The sequence below is a fragment of the Nocardioides zeicaulis genome (genome assembly GCF_042432345.1).
Lineage (GTDB): Bacteria > Actinomycetota > Actinomycetes > Propionibacteriales > Nocardioidaceae > Nocardioides > Nocardioides zeicaulis.
In genome coordinates this window covers 472,834-490,374 of the sequence record NZ_JBHLXH010000002.1, presented here as the reverse complement: position 1 = coordinate 490,374, position 17,541 = coordinate 472,834, and the positions used below count along the sequence as shown (strand labels likewise).

The 17,541-nt window shown below is 74.3% G+C and carries 21 protein-coding genes; 10 read left to right on the top strand and 11 right to left on the bottom strand.

The window, feature by feature from the left end:
- Nucleotides 1-43: 43 nt before the first annotated feature.
- Together ACFFJG_RS16900 and ACFFJG_RS16895 are read left to right on the top strand one after the other, a co-directional pair.
- Nucleotides 44-1,228, top strand: a complete 1,185-nt coding sequence (locus tag ACFFJG_RS16900) for a sensor histidine kinase (protein ID WP_378519948.1) — start codon at nucleotides 44-46, stop codon at nucleotides 1,226-1,228.
- Nucleotides 1,225-1,914, top strand: a complete 690-nt coding sequence (locus ACFFJG_RS16895) for a response regulator transcription factor (protein ID WP_378519947.1) — start codon at nucleotides 1,225-1,227, stop codon at nucleotides 1,912-1,914. The genes ACFFJG_RS16900 and ACFFJG_RS16895 overlap by 4 nt, the downstream gene beginning before the upstream one ends.
- Nucleotides 1,915-1,929: 15 nt before the next feature.
- Here ACFFJG_RS16895 and ACFFJG_RS16890 read toward each other — a convergent pair whose 3' ends face one another.
- From ACFFJG_RS16890 to ACFFJG_RS16860, 7 genes are all read right to left on the bottom strand, one after another.
- Nucleotides 1,930-2,271 carry an FKBP-type peptidyl-prolyl cis-trans isomerase gene (locus ACFFJG_RS16890; RefSeq protein ID WP_121141366.1) on the bottom strand — a complete coding sequence of 114 codons (342 nt, stop codon included), beginning with the start codon at nucleotides 2,269-2,271 and terminating at the stop codon, nucleotides 1,930-1,932.
- A gap of 58 nt (nucleotides 2,272-2,329) precedes the next feature.
- Nucleotides 2,330-2,761 (bottom strand): CBS domain-containing protein, encoded by a 432-nt coding sequence (locus ACFFJG_RS16885; protein ID WP_378519946.1) that lies wholly within the window; start codon nucleotides 2,759-2,761, stop codon nucleotides 2,330-2,332.
- A gap of 85 nt (nucleotides 2,762-2,846) precedes the next feature.
- The gene (locus ACFFJG_RS16880) at nucleotides 2,847-3,737 is read right to left on the bottom strand and encodes an inositol monophosphatase family protein (RefSeq protein WP_378519945.1); all 891 of its coding nucleotides are present in this window, start codon (nucleotides 3,735-3,737) and stop codon (nucleotides 2,847-2,849) included.
- Nucleotides 3,738-3,756: 19 nt separating this feature from the next.
- The gene (rsgA, locus tag ACFFJG_RS16875; protein WP_378519944.1) at nucleotides 3,757-4,761 is read right to left on the bottom strand and encodes a ribosome small subunit-dependent GTPase A; all 1,005 of its coding nucleotides are present in this window, start codon (nucleotides 4,759-4,761) and stop codon (nucleotides 3,757-3,759) included.
- Nucleotides 4,758-6,056, bottom strand: a complete 1,299-nt coding sequence (gene aroA, locus ACFFJG_RS16870) for a 3-phosphoshikimate 1-carboxyvinyltransferase (protein WP_378519943.1) — start codon at nucleotides 6,054-6,056, stop codon at nucleotides 4,758-4,760. Before aroA ends, rsgA begins: the two co-directional genes overlap by 4 nt.
- Before the next feature lie 18 nt (nucleotides 6,057-6,074).
- On the bottom strand, nucleotides 6,075-6,605 hold the full coding sequence (locus ACFFJG_RS16865) for a DoxX family membrane protein (RefSeq protein ID WP_378519942.1): 531 nt from the start codon (nucleotides 6,603-6,605) through the stop codon (nucleotides 6,075-6,077).
- Nucleotides 6,606-6,669: 64 nt separating this feature from the next.
- Nucleotides 6,670-8,382 carry a sigma-70 family RNA polymerase sigma factor gene (locus tag ACFFJG_RS16860; RefSeq protein ID WP_378519941.1) on the bottom strand — a complete coding sequence of 571 codons (1,713 nt, stop codon included), beginning with the start codon at nucleotides 8,380-8,382 and terminating at the stop codon, nucleotides 6,670-6,672.
- A 277-nt stretch (nucleotides 8,383-8,659) separates the two neighbouring features.
- Between ACFFJG_RS16860 and ACFFJG_RS16855 the strand changes: the two genes are divergently transcribed.
- From ACFFJG_RS16855 to ACFFJG_RS16830, 6 genes are all read left to right on the top strand, one after another.
- Nucleotides 8,660-9,292: a hypothetical protein gene (locus ACFFJG_RS16855; protein WP_378519940.1), complete on the top strand. Its 633-nt coding sequence runs from the start codon at nucleotides 8,660-8,662 to the stop codon at nucleotides 9,290-9,292.
- Nucleotides 9,293-9,307: 15 nt separating this feature from the next.
- Nucleotides 9,308-10,084, top strand: a complete 777-nt coding sequence (locus tag ACFFJG_RS16850) for an SOS response-associated peptidase (RefSeq protein ID WP_378519939.1) — start codon at nucleotides 9,308-9,310, stop codon at nucleotides 10,082-10,084.
- Complete coding sequence (locus ACFFJG_RS16845; protein WP_378519938.1) at nucleotides 10,081-10,743, top strand: alpha/beta hydrolase family protein; 663 nt, start codon at nucleotides 10,081-10,083, stop codon at nucleotides 10,741-10,743. The genes ACFFJG_RS16850 and ACFFJG_RS16845 overlap by 4 nt, the downstream gene beginning before the upstream one ends.
- Before the next feature lie 96 nt (nucleotides 10,744-10,839).
- Nucleotides 10,840-11,499, top strand: a complete 660-nt coding sequence (locus tag ACFFJG_RS16840) for a sigma-70 family RNA polymerase sigma factor (RefSeq protein WP_378519937.1) — start codon at nucleotides 10,840-10,842, stop codon at nucleotides 11,497-11,499.
- Nucleotides 11,496-11,771, top strand: coding sequence for a mycothiol system anti-sigma-R factor (rsrA, locus tag ACFFJG_RS16835; protein WP_378519936.1), 276 nt, complete (start codon nucleotides 11,496-11,498; stop codon nucleotides 11,769-11,771). The genes ACFFJG_RS16840 and rsrA overlap by 4 nt, the downstream gene beginning before the upstream one ends.
- An 85-nt stretch (nucleotides 11,772-11,856) precedes the next feature.
- A complete protein-coding gene (locus tag ACFFJG_RS16830; RefSeq protein ID WP_369759046.1) occupies nucleotides 11,857-11,931 on the top strand; it encodes a 50S ribosomal protein bL37 in 75 nt (24 codons plus the stop codon).
- Between the two features lie 71 nt (nucleotides 11,932-12,002).
- On the opposite strand, the gene ACFFJG_RS16825 is transcribed toward ACFFJG_RS16830, so the two are convergent.
- Complete coding sequence (locus ACFFJG_RS16825) at nucleotides 12,003-12,377, bottom strand: thioesterase family protein (protein WP_378519935.1); 375 nt, start codon at nucleotides 12,375-12,377, stop codon at nucleotides 12,003-12,005.
- Nucleotides 12,378-12,443: 66 nt separating this feature from the next.
- On the opposite strand from ACFFJG_RS16825, the gene ACFFJG_RS16820 reads away from it, so the two are divergent.
- Both ACFFJG_RS16820 and ACFFJG_RS16815 read left to right on the top strand, forming a co-directional pair.
- On the top strand, nucleotides 12,444-12,980 hold the full coding sequence (locus ACFFJG_RS16820) for a SigE family RNA polymerase sigma factor (protein ID WP_378519934.1): 537 nt from the start codon (nucleotides 12,444-12,446) through the stop codon (nucleotides 12,978-12,980).
- On the top strand, nucleotides 12,980-14,431 hold the full coding sequence (locus ACFFJG_RS16815) for a hypothetical protein (RefSeq protein WP_378519933.1): 1,452 nt from the start codon (nucleotides 12,980-12,982) through the stop codon (nucleotides 14,429-14,431). Before ACFFJG_RS16820 ends, ACFFJG_RS16815 begins: the two co-directional genes overlap by 1 nt.
- A 4-nt stretch (nucleotides 14,432-14,435) precedes the next feature.
- Here ACFFJG_RS16815 and ACFFJG_RS16810 read toward each other — a convergent pair whose 3' ends face one another.
- The 3 genes from ACFFJG_RS16810 to ACFFJG_RS16800 are packed head-to-tail and all read right to left on the bottom strand — an operon-like array spanning nucleotide 14,436 to nucleotide 17,471.
- Nucleotides 14,436-14,921 carry a GNAT family N-acetyltransferase gene (locus ACFFJG_RS16810; protein WP_378519932.1) on the bottom strand — a complete coding sequence of 162 codons (486 nt, stop codon included), beginning with the start codon at nucleotides 14,919-14,921 and terminating at the stop codon, nucleotides 14,436-14,438.
- A 2-nt stretch (nucleotides 14,922-14,923) separates the two neighbouring features.
- A complete protein-coding gene (locus tag ACFFJG_RS16805) occupies nucleotides 14,924-16,606 on the bottom strand; it encodes an acetolactate synthase (RefSeq protein WP_378519931.1) in 1,683 nt (560 codons plus the stop codon).
- A gap of 10 nt (nucleotides 16,607-16,616) precedes the next feature.
- Nucleotides 16,617-17,471: a DUF2785 domain-containing protein gene (locus tag ACFFJG_RS16800; protein ID WP_378519930.1), complete on the bottom strand. Its 855-nt coding sequence runs from the start codon at nucleotides 17,469-17,471 to the stop codon at nucleotides 16,617-16,619.
- Nucleotides 17,472-17,541: the final 70 nt, after the last annotated feature.

Here is a 17,541-nt window from a genome sequence, read left to right as displayed (position 1 = left end):
GGGTCGGACGCCCGGTCGGACCAGGTGGCCCTAGCCTCGGGGCATGGCACGCGAGGACGACACCGCCCCGCGGGTCGGCAGGCTGGGCGCGACCTGGCGCTACGGGCTGGCCCTGGCGATCAGCGTCCTCGTGTGGGCGGCGCCGTTGCTGAGCGCGGGTGAACGCACGGACGACGCCGCGCTGAGGTGGTTCCTGATCGGCGACCCCGCGCTCGGGCTGGCGTCCTTCGTCGTCATCCGGTGGCGGCACCGGTACCCCACGGCGGTCGCCCTGGTCCTGACCGGCTTCGGCTTCGTCTCCGCGGCGAGCGCCGGGCCGGCGTCGTGGGTCGTCGGCTCCCTGGCCTCCCACCGGCGCTGGCGGCTGCTCACCCTGGTGCTGCCGCTCAGCGTGCTGTCCGGCGTGGTGCAGGAGCGGATCGGCATCGCCGAGGACACCCTGCCGTTGTGGGTCGCGGCCGTGTTCGGCGTGCTGGTCAACGGCATCCTCGTCGCCACCGGCTACGCCATGGGCTCCCAGCGCGACCTCGTCGAGTCCTACCGCGACCGGGCGCTGACCGCCGAGCGGGAGCAGCAGGCCCGGGTTGCCCAGGCCCAGGCCGCGGAGCGCACCCGCATCGCCCGCGAGATGCACGACGTGCTGGCGCACCGGATCTCGCTGGTGGCCATGCACGCCGGGACGTTGAGCTACCGCACCGACCTGTCGGACGAGGACCGCGCGACGGCGTCACGCTCGATCGAGGACAACGCCCACCGTGCGCTGTCCGACCTCCGCGCGGTGCTGGGCGTCCTGCGCGACCCGACGAACCCGGGCGACGGCGTGCCCGAGCGGCCTCAGCCGGGCATCGAGGCCGTGGCGGCCCTGGTGGAGGAGGAGGCGGCCGGCGGGATGCGTGTACGCCTCTCCGAGAGGGTGCAGGGTGACGTGCCGGCGGCCACCGGGCGCACCGCCTACCGCATCGTCCAGGAGGCGCTGACCAACGTGCGCAAGCACGCCCCAGGCACGACGGTGACCGTCGACGTGGCGGGCACGCCGGGCGACGGCCTCCGCGTCGAGGTCCGCAACGCCCGGCCTGTCGCGCCCACGCGAACGCCCGCGCTGCCGGCGTCGGGACTGGGCCTGGTCGGGCTCGCGGAGCGCGCCGCGCTCGCCGGCGGGCGGATCAGCCACGGCGTCGACACCACCGGCGGGTACGCCGTCCGGGCGTGGATACCGTGGGAACCGTGAGCGCGACACCGGACGGGGCCACGACGGAGATCTCCCTCGCGGTGGTCGACGACGACCCCATGGTGCGCGCCGCGCTCGGGATGATGCTCGGCGGCAGCTCGGGGATCCGGGTCGTGGCGGAGGCCGGGGACGGCGAGGAGGCGCTCACCGTCGTGCCGCGCTCGGGTGCCGACGTGGTGCTGATGGACATCCGGATGCCGGTGCGCGACGGGCTGAGCTCCACCGAGGAGCTGCTGCGCCTGCACCCGGACCTGCGGATCATCGTGCTGACGACCTTCGACACCGACGACATGGTGCTGCGGGCGCTGCGCATCGGCGCTGCCGGGTTCCTGCTCAAGGACACGCCCCCGGCGCGGCTGGTGGAGGCGATCCGCACGGTGGCGTCCGGCCAGCCGATGCTCTCGCCGAGCGTGACCGCGCAGCTCATCGCCGCGGTGACCCGGACCGAGCCGGCGGACGAGGTGCGCGGGCGCGCCGAGGAGGCGCGCGAGGCGCTGGCGGTGCTCACGGAGCGGGAGCGGGAGGTGGCCGACGGGGTGGCCCGCGGCCTCAGCAACGCCGAGATCGCCGCCGAGCTCTACATGGGAGTGCCGACGGTCAAGACCCACGTCGGCCGGCTGTTCGCCAAGCTGGGCGTCGACAACAGGGTGCAGGTCGCGATCCTGGTGCACGACGCCCAGCAGTGAGGCCGGGCCTCGAGGTCAGCGCACCTCGAGCAGGTCGACGACGAAGATCAGCGTCTCGCCGGGCTTGATCGCGCCGCCCGCGCCGCGGTCGCCGTAGCCGAGGTGCGGCGGGATGACGAGGCGGCGGCGGCCGCCGACCTTCATGCCCTGCACGCCGGTGTCCCAGCCGGAGATGACCTGGCCGATGCCGAGCCGGAACTGCAGCGGGGTGCCGCGGTTGTAGGAGGCGTCGAACTCCTCGCCGGTGGAGTGGGCCACGCCCACGTAGTGGACCGAGACGGTCGATCCGGCGGTGGCCTCGGTGCCGTCGCCCTCGACGAGGTCGGTGACCTCCAGGTCGGCGGGCGCGTCGCCCATGTGGGGGTCGACGTCGGGCTTCTGGCTCACGGGGTGCTCCGTTCGTTGGTGGGTGTGCTCAGGTCTGGTGGACGTAGCTGTCGAGCTGGTCGCGCTCGAACTCGAGCTCGCCGATGCGGTTCTTGACCACGTCACCGATGCTGATGATGCCCGTCAGCCTGCCGTCGGCCACCACCGGGACGTGCCGGACGCGGTGCTCGGTCATGGTCTGCATCAGGTCGGTGAGGCTGTCGTCGCCGCTGCAGGTGCGCACCTCGGCGGTCATGATGTCGCGCACCGCCGCGTCGAGGACGGCGTCGTCGGAGCGCAGCCGGCGCACGACGTCGCGCTCGCTGACGATGCCGTCCACGCCTGCGCCGTCCTCGCTCACCACGAGGGCGCCGACGTTGTGCTGGTGGAGCAGCGCGACCAGCTCGCGCACGCTCGCGTCGGGGCTGATGGTCACCACGTCCTGGCTGGGCTTGGCGTGGACAACGTCGCTGATCTTCATCGGGCTCCGCCTCTCCTCAGGACGAGGCCGGTGGCGCGGCCCCGTGCACAGCACCGTAGCCATGCGCGAGGTCGGGCGACAGGCCTCAGTCGAGGACGGGGGGCGTCTGCCGGTCGCGCAGGCTGCTGACGGTGCCCGGTCCGCGGCGCGGCACGTCGGGGTCGGACCCGTCGTCGGCCACGGAGCCGAGGAAGCCGAGCGCGGCCTCGTGCAGGTGCCCGTTGGTGGCCAGCGCGTTGCCGCCCCACGGTCCGTCGGTGCCGTCGAGGGAGGTGAACCGCCCACCGGCCTCGCGCACGATGACGTCGAGCGCCGCCATGTCGTAGAGCTCGAGCTCGGGCTCCGCGGCGATGTCGACGGCGCCCTCGGCCAGCAGCATGTAGGACCAGAAGTCGCCGTAGGCGCGGGTGCGCCAGCAGCGGCGGGAGAGCGCGAGGAAGTCGTCGAGGCGGCCACGCTCGTCCCAGCCGTCGAGCGAGGCGTAGCTGAGCGAAGCGTCCTCGAGGCGTCGTACGTCGGACACCTCGCACCGCGTCGCCTTGAGCAGCGAGCGCCCGGTCCAGGCGCCGTTCCCGGTCGAGGCCCACCACCGGCGCTGCAGCTGCGGGGCGGAGACCACGCCGAGGACCACCTCGTCGTCGACGGCGAGCGCGATGAGCGTCGCCCACACCGGGACGCCGCGCACGTAGTTCTTGGTGCCGTCGATCGGGTCGACGATCCAGCGGCGCTGGCTGTGGCCGGTCGTGCCCTGCTCCTCGCCGACGACGGCGTCGCGCGAGCGCACCCGCGACAGGGTGCGGCGGATGCCCTCCTCGACGGCGCGGTCGGCGTCGGTGACCGGCGTGAGGTCGGGCTTGCTCATCACGTGGAGGTCGAGCGCCTTGAAGCGCGCCTCGGTGAGGGAGTCGGCGTCGTCGGCCAGCAGGTGCGCGAGCCTCAGGTCGTCGGTGTGGTCGTTCGAGCCGGAGAGGGGCATGGGCACAGGCTAGGGGCACTCACCAGTCGGTGGCGCCCTCGCGCGCGGCCAGGAGCCGGCGGAACGACTCGACGCGGTCGGGGTCGGTGTCGCCGGCGGCGACCGCGACGTCGAGCCCGCACTCGGGCTCGCCGGCGCCGTGGGTGCAGCCGCGCGGGCAGTCCTCGGTCATCTCCTCGAGGTCCGGGAACGCCTCGATGAGGTCCTCGGGCTTCACGTGGGCCAGTCCGAAGGAGCGGATGCCCGGGGTGTCGATGATCCAGCCGTCCGCGCCGGGCAGCTCGAGCAGGTACGCGCTCGTGGAGGTGTGGCGACCCCGCCCGGTGACCGCGTTGACGATGCCGACCTCGCGACGCGCGTCCGGCACGAGGGCGTTGACGAGCGTCGACTTGCCGACGCCGCTGTGCCCGACCAGGACGCTGGTGCGTCCGCTGAGCCGCTCGCGCAGGTCGGCGAGGTCACCGGCACCCTGGCCCCTGAGGCGGGTCACCACCCACGGCACACCGAGCGAGCGGTAGGTCGAGAGCAGCACCTCGGGGTCGGCCAGGTCGGACTTGGTGAGGCACAGCAGCGGGGTCATGCCGGCGTCGTAGGCCGCGACCAGTGCCCGGTCGATCAGGCGCGGACGCGGCTCGGGGTCGGCGAGGGCGGTGACCACGACGAGCTGGTCGGCGTTGGAGACGATCACCCGCTCGACCGGGTCGTCGTCGTCGGCGGTGCGTCGCAGCGTGGTGGAGCGCTCCACGACCTCGACGATGCGGGCGAGCGAGCCGTCCGCGCCGCTGGTGTCGCCGACGACCCGGACGTGGTCGCCCACGACGACGCCCTTGCGGCCGAGGGGGCGCGACTTCATCGCCATCACCCGGTGGCCGTCGACGAGCAGGGTGAACCGGCCCCGGTCGACAGTGACCACGCGCCCGTCGACGGCGTCGTCGTAGGTCGGCCGGTCCTTGGTGCGCGGCCGGGTGCGGCGGCGGGGTCGCTCGTAGTGCTCCTGGTCGTGCTCGGAGTAGCGCCCGGTCACGACGGCGACCCGCCGTGGACGGCGAGGCTCCACGCCCCGGCGAAGTCGGGGAAGGTCTTGGCGGTGGTGGCCACGTCCTCGACGCGCACCCCGTCGACGGCGAGGCCCAGGATGACGCCGGCGTGGGCCATGCGGTGGTCGGCGTAGGTGCGGAACGTCGCGCCGTGCAGCGTCGCCGGGCGGATCGACAACCCGTCCTCCCGCTCGGTGACGTCGGCGCCGAGCCGGCCGAGCTCGGTGGCGAGCGCGGTGATCCGGTCGGTCTCGTGGCCGCGGATGTGGGCGACCCCGCGCAGGTGCGACGGGGAGCCGGCGAGGGCGCAGAGCGCGGCGACGGCGGGGGTCAGCTCGCCGACGTCGTGGAGGTCGAGGTCGACGCCGTCCAGGCGCTCGGGCCCCTCGACGACGAGGTCGCCGCCGGTGTGCTCGACGCGGCAGCCCATCAGCGTGAGGATCTCGCGCAGCTCGTCGCCGGGCTGGGTGGTGCGCTCCGGCCAGCCGGTGACCCGCACCCGACCGCCGGTCGCGGCGGCGAGGGCGAGGAACGGCGCGGCGTTGGAGAGGTCGGGCTCGATGTCGTGGTCGACCGCGGCCACCGGCCCGGGCCGGACGGCCCAGCGGTTGGCGTCGGAGTCGTCGACCTCCACGCCGTGCTGCCGGAGCATCTCGACGGTCATCTCGATGTGGGGCAGGGACGGCACCGGCTTGCCCACGTGGCGCACGTCGACCCCGGCGTCGTAGCGGGCGCCGGCGAGCAGCAGCGCGGAGACGAACTGCGACGACGCGCTCGCGTCGATGGTCACGGTGCCGCCGGGAACGGAGCCGGCGCCGGCGACGGTGAAGGGGAGGGCCCCGCGCCCTCCGTCGTCGACCCGGACGCCCAGGGCCGAGAGCGCGGCGAGCATCGGGCCCACGGGCCGCTGGCGCATGTGCGGGTCGCCGTCGAAGTGGACCGAGCCGGTGGCCAGCCCGACCACCGGCGGGACGAAACGCATCACCGTGCCGGCGAGACCGCAGTCGACCTCGGCGTCGCGGTCCCACGCGCCCGGGACGACGGCCCAGTCGTCGCCGTGGTCCTCGACGCCCGTGCCGAGCGCCCGGAGGGCGGCTGCCATCAGCAGGGTGTCACGCGAGCGCAGCGGACGGCGTACGACGCTGGGGCCCTCGGCGAGCGCCGCGAGCAGCAGCGCACGGTTGGTCAGCGACTTGCTGCCCGGCAGCCGGACGACCCGGTCGACGGGGGCGTCCGGCCGGGGTGCCGGCCAGGGGTCGGGGACGGGGGCGGGCTCGCTCACCCGCGCACCCTATCGAGGTCAGACGAGATGGGCCTTGGCGAGCCGCGCCTCGCGGCGGGCGTCCTTGGCGACCTGCGTGGCCTCGCGGCGCACGTCCTTGGCGGCGCGGCGCGCGCGCCAGGCCAGGCCGGGCTGGCCCTCGGTGTCGACGCCGGCGAGGAGCAGGCCGCCGAAGATCGAGGTGTTCTTGATGAACTGCAGGCGCTGGGCGGCCTTCGCCTTCGGGTCGGTCTCGTCCCAGAAGGCGTGACCGGCGAGCGTGGTCGGGACCAGCGACGCGGCGAGGACGGTCGCGCTGATGCGGGGCGCGCGGCCCGTGGCCAGGGCGGCGGCGGCGAGGATCTGGGCGCCCGCGTTGATGCGCACGAGCGTGGTGGCGTCGGTGGGGATCGGGGCCTTCGGCGCCGCCTGCTGGGCCATCGGGACGACCTTGTCGGTGACCTTCTTGGCCTTCGCGGCGTGGGCCTCGGAGTTGCGGAGGGCGTTGATGCCCCCGGCGACGAAGATGGAGGCCAGCATCGGACGGGCGAGCAACCGGGTGATCGTCATGCCACCTGTCTACACGATCGGTGGCGGGGCCGCCCACGTCCGCAGGGGTGCCGGACGGTGGGGTTCAGTCCAGGACGGCGCGCCAGGTGTCGTTGCCCGGGTCGGCGTCGGTGCCGGCGGGGTCGAGGGACGCGCTCACCTGCGTCGAGCCCTGGCCGTCGACCACCTGCAGCGCGATCGAGGCGTCGCCCGAGAGCTGGCAGGTCACCGTCTGCCGCGCCACGTCGCAGCGCCTGTCGTTGGTGCGCACCGCGTCGGCGGCGGTGGCCACGACGGTGAGCACGCCTGAGCTGCCGGTGAGCCCGGAGACGGTCACCACGACGTCCCAGGTGGGCCGCGCACCACTGACGGTGCCGGAGACCGAGGCGTCGGCAGGCGCTGCGGTCGGGGCCTGGGTGGGTGCCTGGGTGGGGGTCTGGGTGGGGGTCTGGGTGGGCGTGGCCGTCGGCGTCGCGGTGGGTGCCTGGGTGGGGGTCTGGGTGGGCGTGGCCGTCGGCGTCGCGGTGGGTGTCGTCGTCGGGCTCCCGGTCGGGGTCGGGCTCTGCGTCGGTGCCTGCGGGGGTGTGGAGGTGGGGCCGGAGGTGGGGCCCGGACCGTCGGTGGGGGAGGAGGTGGGACCACCAGGGGGACCGTCCGAGGGCGTCCCGGTGGGCGCGGGCCCGTCGGTGGCCAGCGTGAGGGAGACCTGCTGCGTGGTCTCGCCCGGTGCGGCACCACCCTGGCCGCGGCGCTCGCGCTGGCGCGGCGACGGCGAGCCGTTGCGCGAGCCGTCCGGCAGGCCGGGGGACGCGCTCCCGTCGACCGTGCCGACGGCGGCCGGCGGGTCCCCGCCCGCGGGCCGGTCGACGCCCCGGTGGCCGAGCACCACGCCGCCCGTGACCACCGCCGTGCTGACGGCGACGCCGGCCACGGCAGCGGTGCTCGCGTGCGCCACGACGGCGTCACGGAGGCGCCCGAGGAGGACTCCGATCCCGATCGGCACCGCGGCGCCGCCACCTGCCGCACCGAGGTAGGCCGCGGCCGCCCCGCCCAGGAGCAGCGGGGCGAGAAGGGCGCCGAGGTGGGAGTTGACCTCGGTGAGCTCGAGGTGGAGCGCGGTGCAGGGACGGCAGCCCTCGAGGTGCTGCTCCACCTTGGCGGTGTCGCGGCGGGACGTGGTGTGACGGACGTAGGCGCCGAGGTGGGCATGGGTCCACCGGCAGGTGTCGTCGTCGAGGGCGGCCGCGTGCTGGGTGAGGAACGCCTGGCGCAGGCCCTCTCGGGCCCGGTAGGCGAGGGCTGCCACGGAGTTGGGGTTCATGCCGAGCAGGGGCGCGACGTCGGCAGGCTTGTCGCCCTCGACCTCGGTGTGCCACAGCACCAGCTGCCAGCGCTCGGGCAGCGAGGCGAAGGCGGCCGCCGCTGCGGCGTTCTCGAACCCCTCCACGGCGGTGTCGCGGAACGGCTCGCCCGGGTCGAAGGCCTCCACGTCGTCGGTGGTCTGGAGCCGGGCGCCGGAGCGGAACCGGTCGACCTGGAGGCGGCGCACGGCGGTGAGCAGGTAGGCGCGGAAGGCGACGTCCGGCCCGCCGCCGCGGCGCAGCACGTTGAGCACCTTGATGAAGGCGTCGGAGACGAGGTCCTCGGCGTCGCCGGGCGGCACCAGCTGGCGGGCGAGCCGCCGGGCCGCGTCGACGTGCCGCTCGAAGAGCAGGCCGTAGGCGTCGACGTCACCGCCGCGGACGGCCGAGATCAGCTCGGCGTCGCTGGACGGCTCGACGTGGGTAGCGGTGCTCATGGGGCGGCTCTCAGGCAGGACCGGTGAGGTGGGTGGTCCGTCGAGCGTAGACCCGGCCCCACCCCGGGGGGTGCATCCGGAAGAACTTGCCGAGAAATCGAGGCCGATCGCGTCATGGCACCCGGGCGCGCCCGTCTCCTCCGCAGGAAACAAGTCCCGTGGGGGGTGAGCCGTGAGCATCTTCGTCAGTCGTCGTCGTGCTGCGGCCCCTGGCCCCGGGGTGGGCGCAGAGGGCCGGCCGGGCTCGCGGTCGGGGTTGCCGCACCGGTTCGAGGCCGTGGGTGAGGCGCTCTCCTCGGGGTCGGACGGGCTCGACGCGTGCGCGGTCCTCGGTGAGGAGCTCGCCCGCGACGGCGCCTCGCTCGAGGAGGCGCTCGACGGGCTGCGGCAGGCTGCCTGGCACGCGGTGGGCACCGAGCCGTCGTACGACATGGTGGCCGCGATGGTGCTCGCGTGGGGCGAGACCACCCTTGGCTACCTCCACCAGCTCTCGTGCGACGACCCGCTGACCGGCCTGGCGAGCCAGGCCCACCTGCGCAGCCGGCTCGCCGAGCTGCACCGCCTCGGGGGCGACGCGGTGCGCGACCACGCGCTGGTGGTGTGCTCCGTGCCGGTCGGCGACGACCCCTCCGACGACGTCGGCGACCACTTCACCCGGGCGATGCGCCTGGCCCGGACGGGCGAGTCGGCCCGGACCGTCTTCGCCCGCGACGAGACCATCGCCCGGCTCGGCACGAGGCGGGTCGTGGTGCTCACGCGGCGCGACACGATGCTCGGGCGCCGGGCCGGCGTGCTGCGCACCCTCCTCGGCGGCGGCGATCCCTCCGGCGGTGTGCGGGTGTGGATCGAGGGCGTGCCACCGAGCGACGAGGGCACCGGCATGCTCCTCGACGACCTGGCTCGCGGGTGACGCTAGGGTCGCTGCATGTGCGGCCGCTACGCCTCCTCCCGCGAACCTGACGACCTGGTCGAGGAGTTCGAGGTCGTCGAGAACCGCATCGCCGAGCCCCTCGCGCCCGACTGGAACGTGGCGCCGACCAAGGAGGTCTACGCCGTCGTCGAGCGACCTCCGTCGCGCGACTCGGAGGAGCACGGGCCGCCGCAGCGGCAGCTGCGGGTGCTGACGTGGGGACTGGTGCCGTCGTGGGCCAAGGACCCCTCGATCGGCAACCGGATGATCAACGCCCGCATGGAGACCGTCGCGGAGAAGCCCGCCTACCGCAAGGCGTTCGCCACCCGGCGCGCGCTGCTCCCGGCCGACGGGTACTTCGAGTGGTACCCGAGCTCGCAGAAGGACGCGAAGGGCAAGCCGGTCAAGCAGCCCTTCTTCATCCGGCCGAAGGACGGCGGGGTGCTCGCGATGGCCGGGCTCTACGAGATCTGGCGTGACCCGACGCGCGCCGAGGACGACCCCGCACGCTTCCGCTGGACCTGCACGGTCCTCACCACCCAGGCCGAGGACGCGCTGGGCCACATCCACGACCGGATGCCGCTGATGGTCGAGCGCGACCGCTGGGCCGCCTGGCTCGACCCCACCACGCCCGGGGACACCTCGCTGCTCGTGCCCGCCGCGCCCGGGCGCCTCGAGGCGTACGCCGTGCCGCGCCTGGTCAGCAACGTGCGCAACAACGGCCCCGAGCTCGTCGAGCCGATGGCCGTCGAGCCCGTCGAGCCCGTCGAGCCCGAGGAGGAGGCCCGGTGAAGAAGGCCACGGTCCGCAGCGTCGCCACGCCCCACGGGGAGGGGCGGTTGCACACCCGGCGCTCGCCGCGACCGATCGCCACGCTGCTGCTCAGCCACGGCGCCGGCGGGGGAGTGGAGTCTCGCGACCTCTGGGCGCTCGCCGACGCGCTCCCCGCGCAGGGCGTGAGCGTGGTGCTGTTCGAGCAACCGTGGCGCGTGGCCGGTCGCAAGGTCGCGACCGCGCCGCCGACGCTCGACGCGGCCCTGCGTTGCGCCGCCGACGTGATGCGGGTGCGCACGCCGCTGGTCGTGGGCGGCCGCTCCGCGGGCGCGCGCTCGGCCGCCCGCACCGCGAAGGCGCTGGGGGCCACCGGCTGCCTGGCCCTGTCGTTCCCGCTCCACCAGCCGGGGAGGACCGAGCCGACCCGCCTGCCCGAGCTGCTCGGCACCGGGCTCCCGACGCTGGTGGTGCAGGGCGAGCGCGACCCGATGGGCCGCCCCGAGGAGTTCCCCGGCGACGCGACCGGGGTCGACCTGGTGGTCGTGCCCGGCGGCGACCACGGGCTCAAGGTGCCGGCCCGCGGCGAGGTGAGCCAGGAGGAGGCGATGGGGATCGTGGTGGAGTCCACGCTCGAGTGGCTGGTCCGCGAGGTCGTCGGGAATCCTTCCGGGGGGTGAGGTGTTCAGGTCGGTGTGCAGTCACTGACCCTCGACCGACCCGTACGCCAGGAGCGTGGTCTCGACGCAGCCTCCACAGCGCTACTGTGGGACGCGATGACTGAATCGCTCACGGACGACACGTCCGCCACCGAGAAGCCCCTCGAGGAGGAGTCCTCCGACGAGCGCTCGGCCCGCTTCGAGCGCGACGCGCTCCCCTTCCTCGACCAGCTCTACGGCGCCGCCATGCGCATGACGCGCAACCCCGCGGACGCCGAGGACCTCGTCCAGGAGACGTTCGCGAAGGCCTACAGCGCCTTCCACCAGTTCAAGCCCGGCACCAACCTCAAGGCCTGGCTGTACCGGATCCTGACGAACACCTACATCAACTCCTACCGCAAGAAGCAGCGCCAGCCGCAGCAGTCGATGTCGGAGGACGTCGAGGACTGGCAGCTCGCCCGCGCGGAGTCGCACTCCTCGACGGGCCTGCGCTCAGCGGAGATGGAGGCGCTGGAGCACCTCCCCGACTCCGAGGTCAAGGACGCGCTGCAGCGGCTCCCCGAGGAGTTCCGCCTGGCGGTCTACCTCGCCGACGTCGAGGGATTCCCCTACAAGGAGATCGCGGAGATCATGGACACGCCGATCGGCACCGTGATGTCCCGCCTGCACCGCGGCCGGCGCCAGCTGCGGGACATGCTCGCCGACTACGTGCGCACCAACGACCTGCTGCCGACGTCGTCCGTCGACGCGGCCACCGAGGGGAGGAAGACGTCGTGAGCGAGCACCAGCACGGGCGCGACGACTGCGTCGACTACATCGAGCGCATCGTCTACCTCCTCGACAACGAGCTCGACCAGTCCGACTGCGCCGTCGTGGAGATGCATCTGCGCGAGTGCGGGCCCTGCCTCGAGCGCTACGACCTCCAGCGGGCGGTCAAGCAGCTCGTGCAGCGTTCCTGCTCGGAGTCCGCGCCCCAGGCGCTGCGCGACCGGGTGCGGCTCCAGCTGCGCGAGGTCAGCGTCCAGATCACCGAGGGCCGCACGGACTGACCCGGTCCGGTCGCGCCGCACCCGATTCGCCCCGATGCCGGTGGCTTTGAGACACTGCCCGGAGCACCGATTCCAGGAGGACGACATGGGCAAGACCGGACGCAAGCGCCGCGCTCGCAAGAAGAAGGGCGCGAACCACGGCAAGCGCCCCAACGCCTGACGCGCTCCCCGCACGTCAGTCGCCGAAGTCCCCGCCGCCGGCGGGGACTTTTGCATGTCCGGACCCCGCGCCTACAGGCGTGAGAGGAACCGCTCCGCGTCGACGACCACGCGGGTGACCTCGCCGGCGGCGAGCACCTTGCCGGAGGTGGTGTCGCGGGCGCTGACGGTGAATCGGTGCAGCCGCCCGTCGACGTACGCGCTCGACGCGCTCACCTCGACCTCGGCGCCGACCGGGCTGGCCGCGAGGTGCTCGACCTGCACGCGGGTGCCGACGCTGGTGGAGCCGTCGCGCAGGAGCGGCGCGAGGCAGGCGCAGGTGGCGGCCTCGAGCCAGGCCAGCAGCCGCGGGGTGCCGAGCACCGGGAGCGACCCCGACCCCACGGCGAGGGCGGTGTCGTCGTCGCCGACCACGAAGGTCAACGATGCGGGCTCGGGCTGCGGCATGGGGGTCCTCCCGGAGATTCGTGCGCAGGTGGGGCAACCTGACGCTCGCACACACGTCTACCAGACATGAGCACGAGGACGGTCGAGATGGAGCCCACGGTGGAGATCACCGAGCTCTACGCTGCCCACCGGCTCCCGCTGGTCCGGCTCGCGGTGCTGCTCGTCGACGACCTCGCCTCGGCCGAGGACGTCGTGCAGGACGCGTTCGCCGCGCTGGCCCGTCGGCCCGACGCCGTGCGTGATCCGGCCAAGGCGCTGGCCTACCTGCGCACCGCGGTCGTCAACACCGCCCGCTCGGCGCTGCGCCGACGTCGTACGGCGCGGGCCTACTCACCACCTCGCGACCTCCCGCCACCCACGCCCGAGGACGCTGCCGTCCTCGCGGAGGAGCACCGCGAGGTGATCGCAGCGCTCCAGACGCTGGCGCCGCGGCAGCGCGAGGTGCTGGTGCTGCGCTACTGGTCGGACCTGTCCGAGGCGGAGATCGCCCGGACCCTCGACATCAGCACCGGCACCGTCAAGTCGACCGCCAGCCGCGCGCTCGCGGCGCTGGAGAGGGCGATGACCACCACGACCACCACGACCTCGGGGAAGGAGCAGTGATGAGCGCGAACGACACGGTCCCGGGGATCGAGGAGCGGCTGCGCGCAGCGCTGGGCGCCCGCGCCGACCTGGTCCGCCCCGAGGACCTCGAGCCCCTGGCGGCGCCCGTGGTCGAGCTGCGCCCGGCCTGGCGCTCGCCCTGGGTGCTGCTCGCCACGGCCGCAGCGGTGCTCCTGGTCCTGGGCGTGGTGCTGCAGGGTGTCGGCGGGCGGCCGCGCTCCGAGCAGATCGCGCCGCAGCCCGACCGGCCGCAGCTGGACCTGCCGGTCGACGTAGGCCGCGACTGGCAGCCCGACGACCTCTCCGAGCCGGCCCGCCTCGACCTCGACGGCGACGGGAGGGGCGAGCGGGTCGAGTTCCTCGCCGAGCCGACCTCGGGGCACGACGGCCGGACCCGCGTGCAGACGACGCTGAGCAGCACCGGCGAGGAGGCCTTCGGCGTCGTCGAGCTCGGGACGACCATTGGCGTCAACGCGCTCCAGCCCGTCGACGCCGACGCCGACGGCGACCAGGAGCTGGTGCTCTACACCACCGACCTCCAGGGCGGCCCGGGTGCGCCGTTCGAGCCGGTCGTGCTCGACCTCCGTGACGGGCTGCTGGTGCAGGCCGTGCCCAGCGATCCCGCCCTCCTCTCCGGCGGGTACGCCGTCGTCCCGGGGTCGGAGACCGAGCACTACGACCTGGTGCACGTGCAGTCGTTCGAGGTGCGGCGCGGCACGCTGGTCTCCACGCGCTCGGTCGAGGCGTTCGCCCGCGCGTCCGGCAGCATGACCCTGCTCACCCCCGAGACCTACGTGATGGACACCTACGCCTGGACCCTCGACGAGGCGGGTGTGCTGCGCCCGGGCGAGCCGGGGTGCGCCGTGCACGAGCCGGAGGCGACGACGGCCTGCGACGCCGACAGCGCCGACGACCTGCCCTACGTGACCTCGGAGTCCACCGAGACCATCGGTGCCGGGCAGCAGGTCGCCCTCGACGACGGTGGCCTCGGTCACCGCGTGCGCGTGGAGGACGACGGATCCGGGCCGGTGCTGGTCGTCGACGGGCCCGGCGCCGACGGTGCCGTCCACGCGCTGGACGTGCCGGACCCCCGGGTGCACGTCGTGAGCCCGGCGTACCTCGCCGGGTACGACGCCGCCGCGGTGCTCGTGTCGTCGGCCTCCGACGCGTCGGCGATGGAGGTCGTCGTGCAGGCGGGCGACCAGGCGGGCCTGGTCCGGCTTCGGCCGGTGGGCGAGGTGCCCCTCGGCTCCGGGACGACCGACGACGGTCGCCGCTACCGCTCCTGGCTCACCGGCGCCGGCATCGTGGTCACCGCGGTGGCGGCCGACGACGGGTCGTGGGAGACGTGGCAGTGGGTGCGGTCGGGCGACGACGGGATCGCTCCGCTGCCGTGGGGCACCGTGTGCTTCGACGACGTCGACGACCCGACCACGGGTCGACGGTGCTGAGGCCTCAGAAGACCTTGCTGAACGCCAGCAGGTCGACACCGGGCAGCGGCGACCAGTCGCGCGTGGGGTCGCGGTCGTAGCCGAGGCGGCGGTAAATGCGGTGGGCGTCGCCCATCTCGGCCAGCGTCGAGAGGGCCATGCCGCTCGCGCCGTGCGCCTGCGCCCGCGCCTCGCAGTGGCGAGCCAGCGCCGTGCCGGCGCCCGCCCCGCGGGCGGCGGGGTCGACGGCCAGCATCCGGAACTCGCCCTCGTCGTCGCGGGCGACCTCGCGGAACGCCGAGCCGGGCGGGCAGTAGGTCACGTTGCCGAGCAGGCGCTCGCCCTCGACCGCGACCCACAGCTCGCCCCCGGACGCGCGCGCCGCGGCGTCGCGCAGGCGGGCGACGTAGGGGTCGGCGGGACCGCGGGTGAACGCGTCGTAGGCGCGGACCGTCAGCTCGCCGACCTGTGCGTGCTCCTCGGGGCGGGCCAGCCGGACCTCGAGCGCCACCCTCAGATCCCGAAGGTGGTGCGCGGGTAGGCCGCCTCGACGTCGGTGATCACGTTGACGAGGTACGGCACGCCCGCGGCGTACGCGCGGTCCAGCGCCGGGCCGATCTGCTTCGGGTCGGTCACGGTCTCGCCGGCACCGCCGAGCGCCCGGACCACCTCGTCGTAGGGGGTGCGCTGGGCGAGGTCGGCGACCACGTCGTAGCCGTAGAGCATCTGCATCGGGCCCTTCTCCAGCCCCCAGGCGGAGTTGTTGCCCATGACCATGACGACCGGCAGGTCGTGGCGCACCAGCGTGTCGACGTCCATCAGCGAGAAGCCGGCCGCGCCGTCGCCGAGCAGCAGCGTGACCTGGGCGCTCGGGCGGGCGACCCGGGCTGCGATCGCCGCGCCGAGCCCGGCCCCGAGGCAGCCGTAGGGGCCGGGATCGAGCCAGCCTCCGGGCCGCTGCGGCTCGACGTACTTGCCGGCGAACGACACGAAGTCGCCGCCGTCGCCGATGACGACCGAGTCGTCGGCCAGCCGCGGGACCAGCTCGCCGTAGATCCGCGCGGGGTGGACCGGGTCGGCCTCGGCGGTGAGCAGCGCCGCGTCGCGCTCGGTGGCGGCGCGGACCTGGTCGGCGAGGTGGTCGGCCCAGTCGGACCAGTCGGGGCGGTCGCCGCGCTCGACGGCATCCTGGATCCCGTCGAGGACCGTGGTGAGGTCACCCGCGACCGATCCGGCGAGCTCGGCGTGGCCCGACACCTGGGCGGGGGAGTCGGCGACGTGCACGACACGCGCGAACGCGCCCTCGGGGTTCTTGTCCGGTCCGCCGAAGACGCCGTAGCCGAGCCGGAAGTCGAGGGGGGTGCCCACGACCACCACGAGGTCGGCGCCGGACAGCGCGGCGCCGCGCGCCTTGGTCACCAGCGAGCGGTGGCCGCCGGGCACGATGCCGCGGCCCATGCCGTTGGTGAGGGTCGGGATGCCCAGGTCCTCCACGAAGCGCAGCGCGGCTCCTTCGGCGTGGTCGGCCCACACGTCGGTGCCGAGGACCAGCACCGGGCGGCGCGCCCCGGCGAGCAGGCGGGCCACGGCGGCGATCGCGTCGGGGTCGGGCTCGATGCGCTCGGCGCGGCCCTCGTGCACCTCGCCGGAGGCGGGTGCGAAGAACTCGTCCATCGGCACGTCGACGAAGACCGGGCCGCGGTGGCTGGAGCGGGCGAGGGTGAACGCCTCGTGCATGCCGGGGGCGACGTCGGCGGCGGTCATCAGCGTGCGCGCCGACTTCGCGACCGGCGCGATGATCGGCGGCTGGTCGAGCTCCTGCAGCGAGCCCGTGCCCCAGCGGTTCTGCGGGGCGCGGCCCCCGACGACCACCATCGGCGACCCGGCGAACTGGGCCTGCGCGATCGCGCTGATGCCGTTGGTGACGCCCGGGCCGGCGGTGAGGACCGCGAGGCCGGGCACGCGGGTCAGCTTGCCGGTCGCCTCGGCGGCGAAGGCGGCGGTCTGCTCGTGGCGGACGTCGAGCAGCCGCACCTGCGGGCCCTGGCCCTCCTTCTGGGTCTGCACGGCGCCGTCGTACATCGGGAAGACGTGGGCCCCCGACAGCGTGAACATCGTCTCGACGCCGTGCGCCCGTGCGACCTGGACGGCGACCTCGCCGCTGTGCCCGGTGGCCTGCCCCGTGGTGTCAGTCATGCTCCGCAGGCTAGTCGGTGGGCGGGAGCAGGTGGTGCACGTTGGTCTGCCGCAGCGCCTCGATGACGACGAGCAGCAGGTCGGGCCGCACCCGGGGAGCGTCGGGCGCCAGCGAGAGCTGGACGAAGAGCGCCCGCAGGAACGTCTGCGACGTCGCGGCGGCCGGGAACGGGTCGCCGTCGCCGCCCTGGCCGTAGGGGTTGCCGGCGGACGCGACGTGGTGCACCCACGGCTCGAGGACGTCGGTGCCGAGGGTGTTGCGGCGCAGGACGCGCATGACGGCGTGGACCATGCGGTCGACCTCGCCGGAGAGCAGCGGCGTGTGCGGGTCCTGCTGGAGGACGCGCTCGGCGACGACGTCGAGCAGCACCGCGTGCTCCGGGCCGGCCAGGTGCGGCGACTCCGCGAGCGCCCCGATCGCGTCGGCGCCGTGGGCCATGGTGTGGGCCCAGCCCTTGCCGGCGACGAAGCCACGGGTGTCGCGCTCGGAGAGGAACCAGGTCGCCAGCCGGTCGCCCCACTCCATCACCTTCTGGCCGGGCACGAGGTGGTGCTCGTTGTCGCGCTCCAGGCACTCGGCGAGGATCAGCGCGCTGAAGCTGCGCCGGAAGACGGTGTCGGTGCCGGACTCGCCGAGGCCGACGGAGAGCCCGACGGCCATGCCGTCGCCCAGGCCGGGGAGCAGGTCGTCGTAGATGCCGCGCTCGATCCAGGTGGCCAGGGCGGGGTAGGCCGTGCCGTCGCGGACCTCGGCGTCGGTCGACCCGAGCATGGTCGTGAGCTCGGCGGTGAGGTCGTCGAGCGGCCGGTCCGACGGGACCTCGAACCCGGCTGCTTGCACCTGGCTCCAGTACCCGATCGACATGACCCCCATCCTGCCAGCCACCACGGACACCGATCCAACTCGGCCCGAGCCGCTCCGGCGGCTGCCCCTA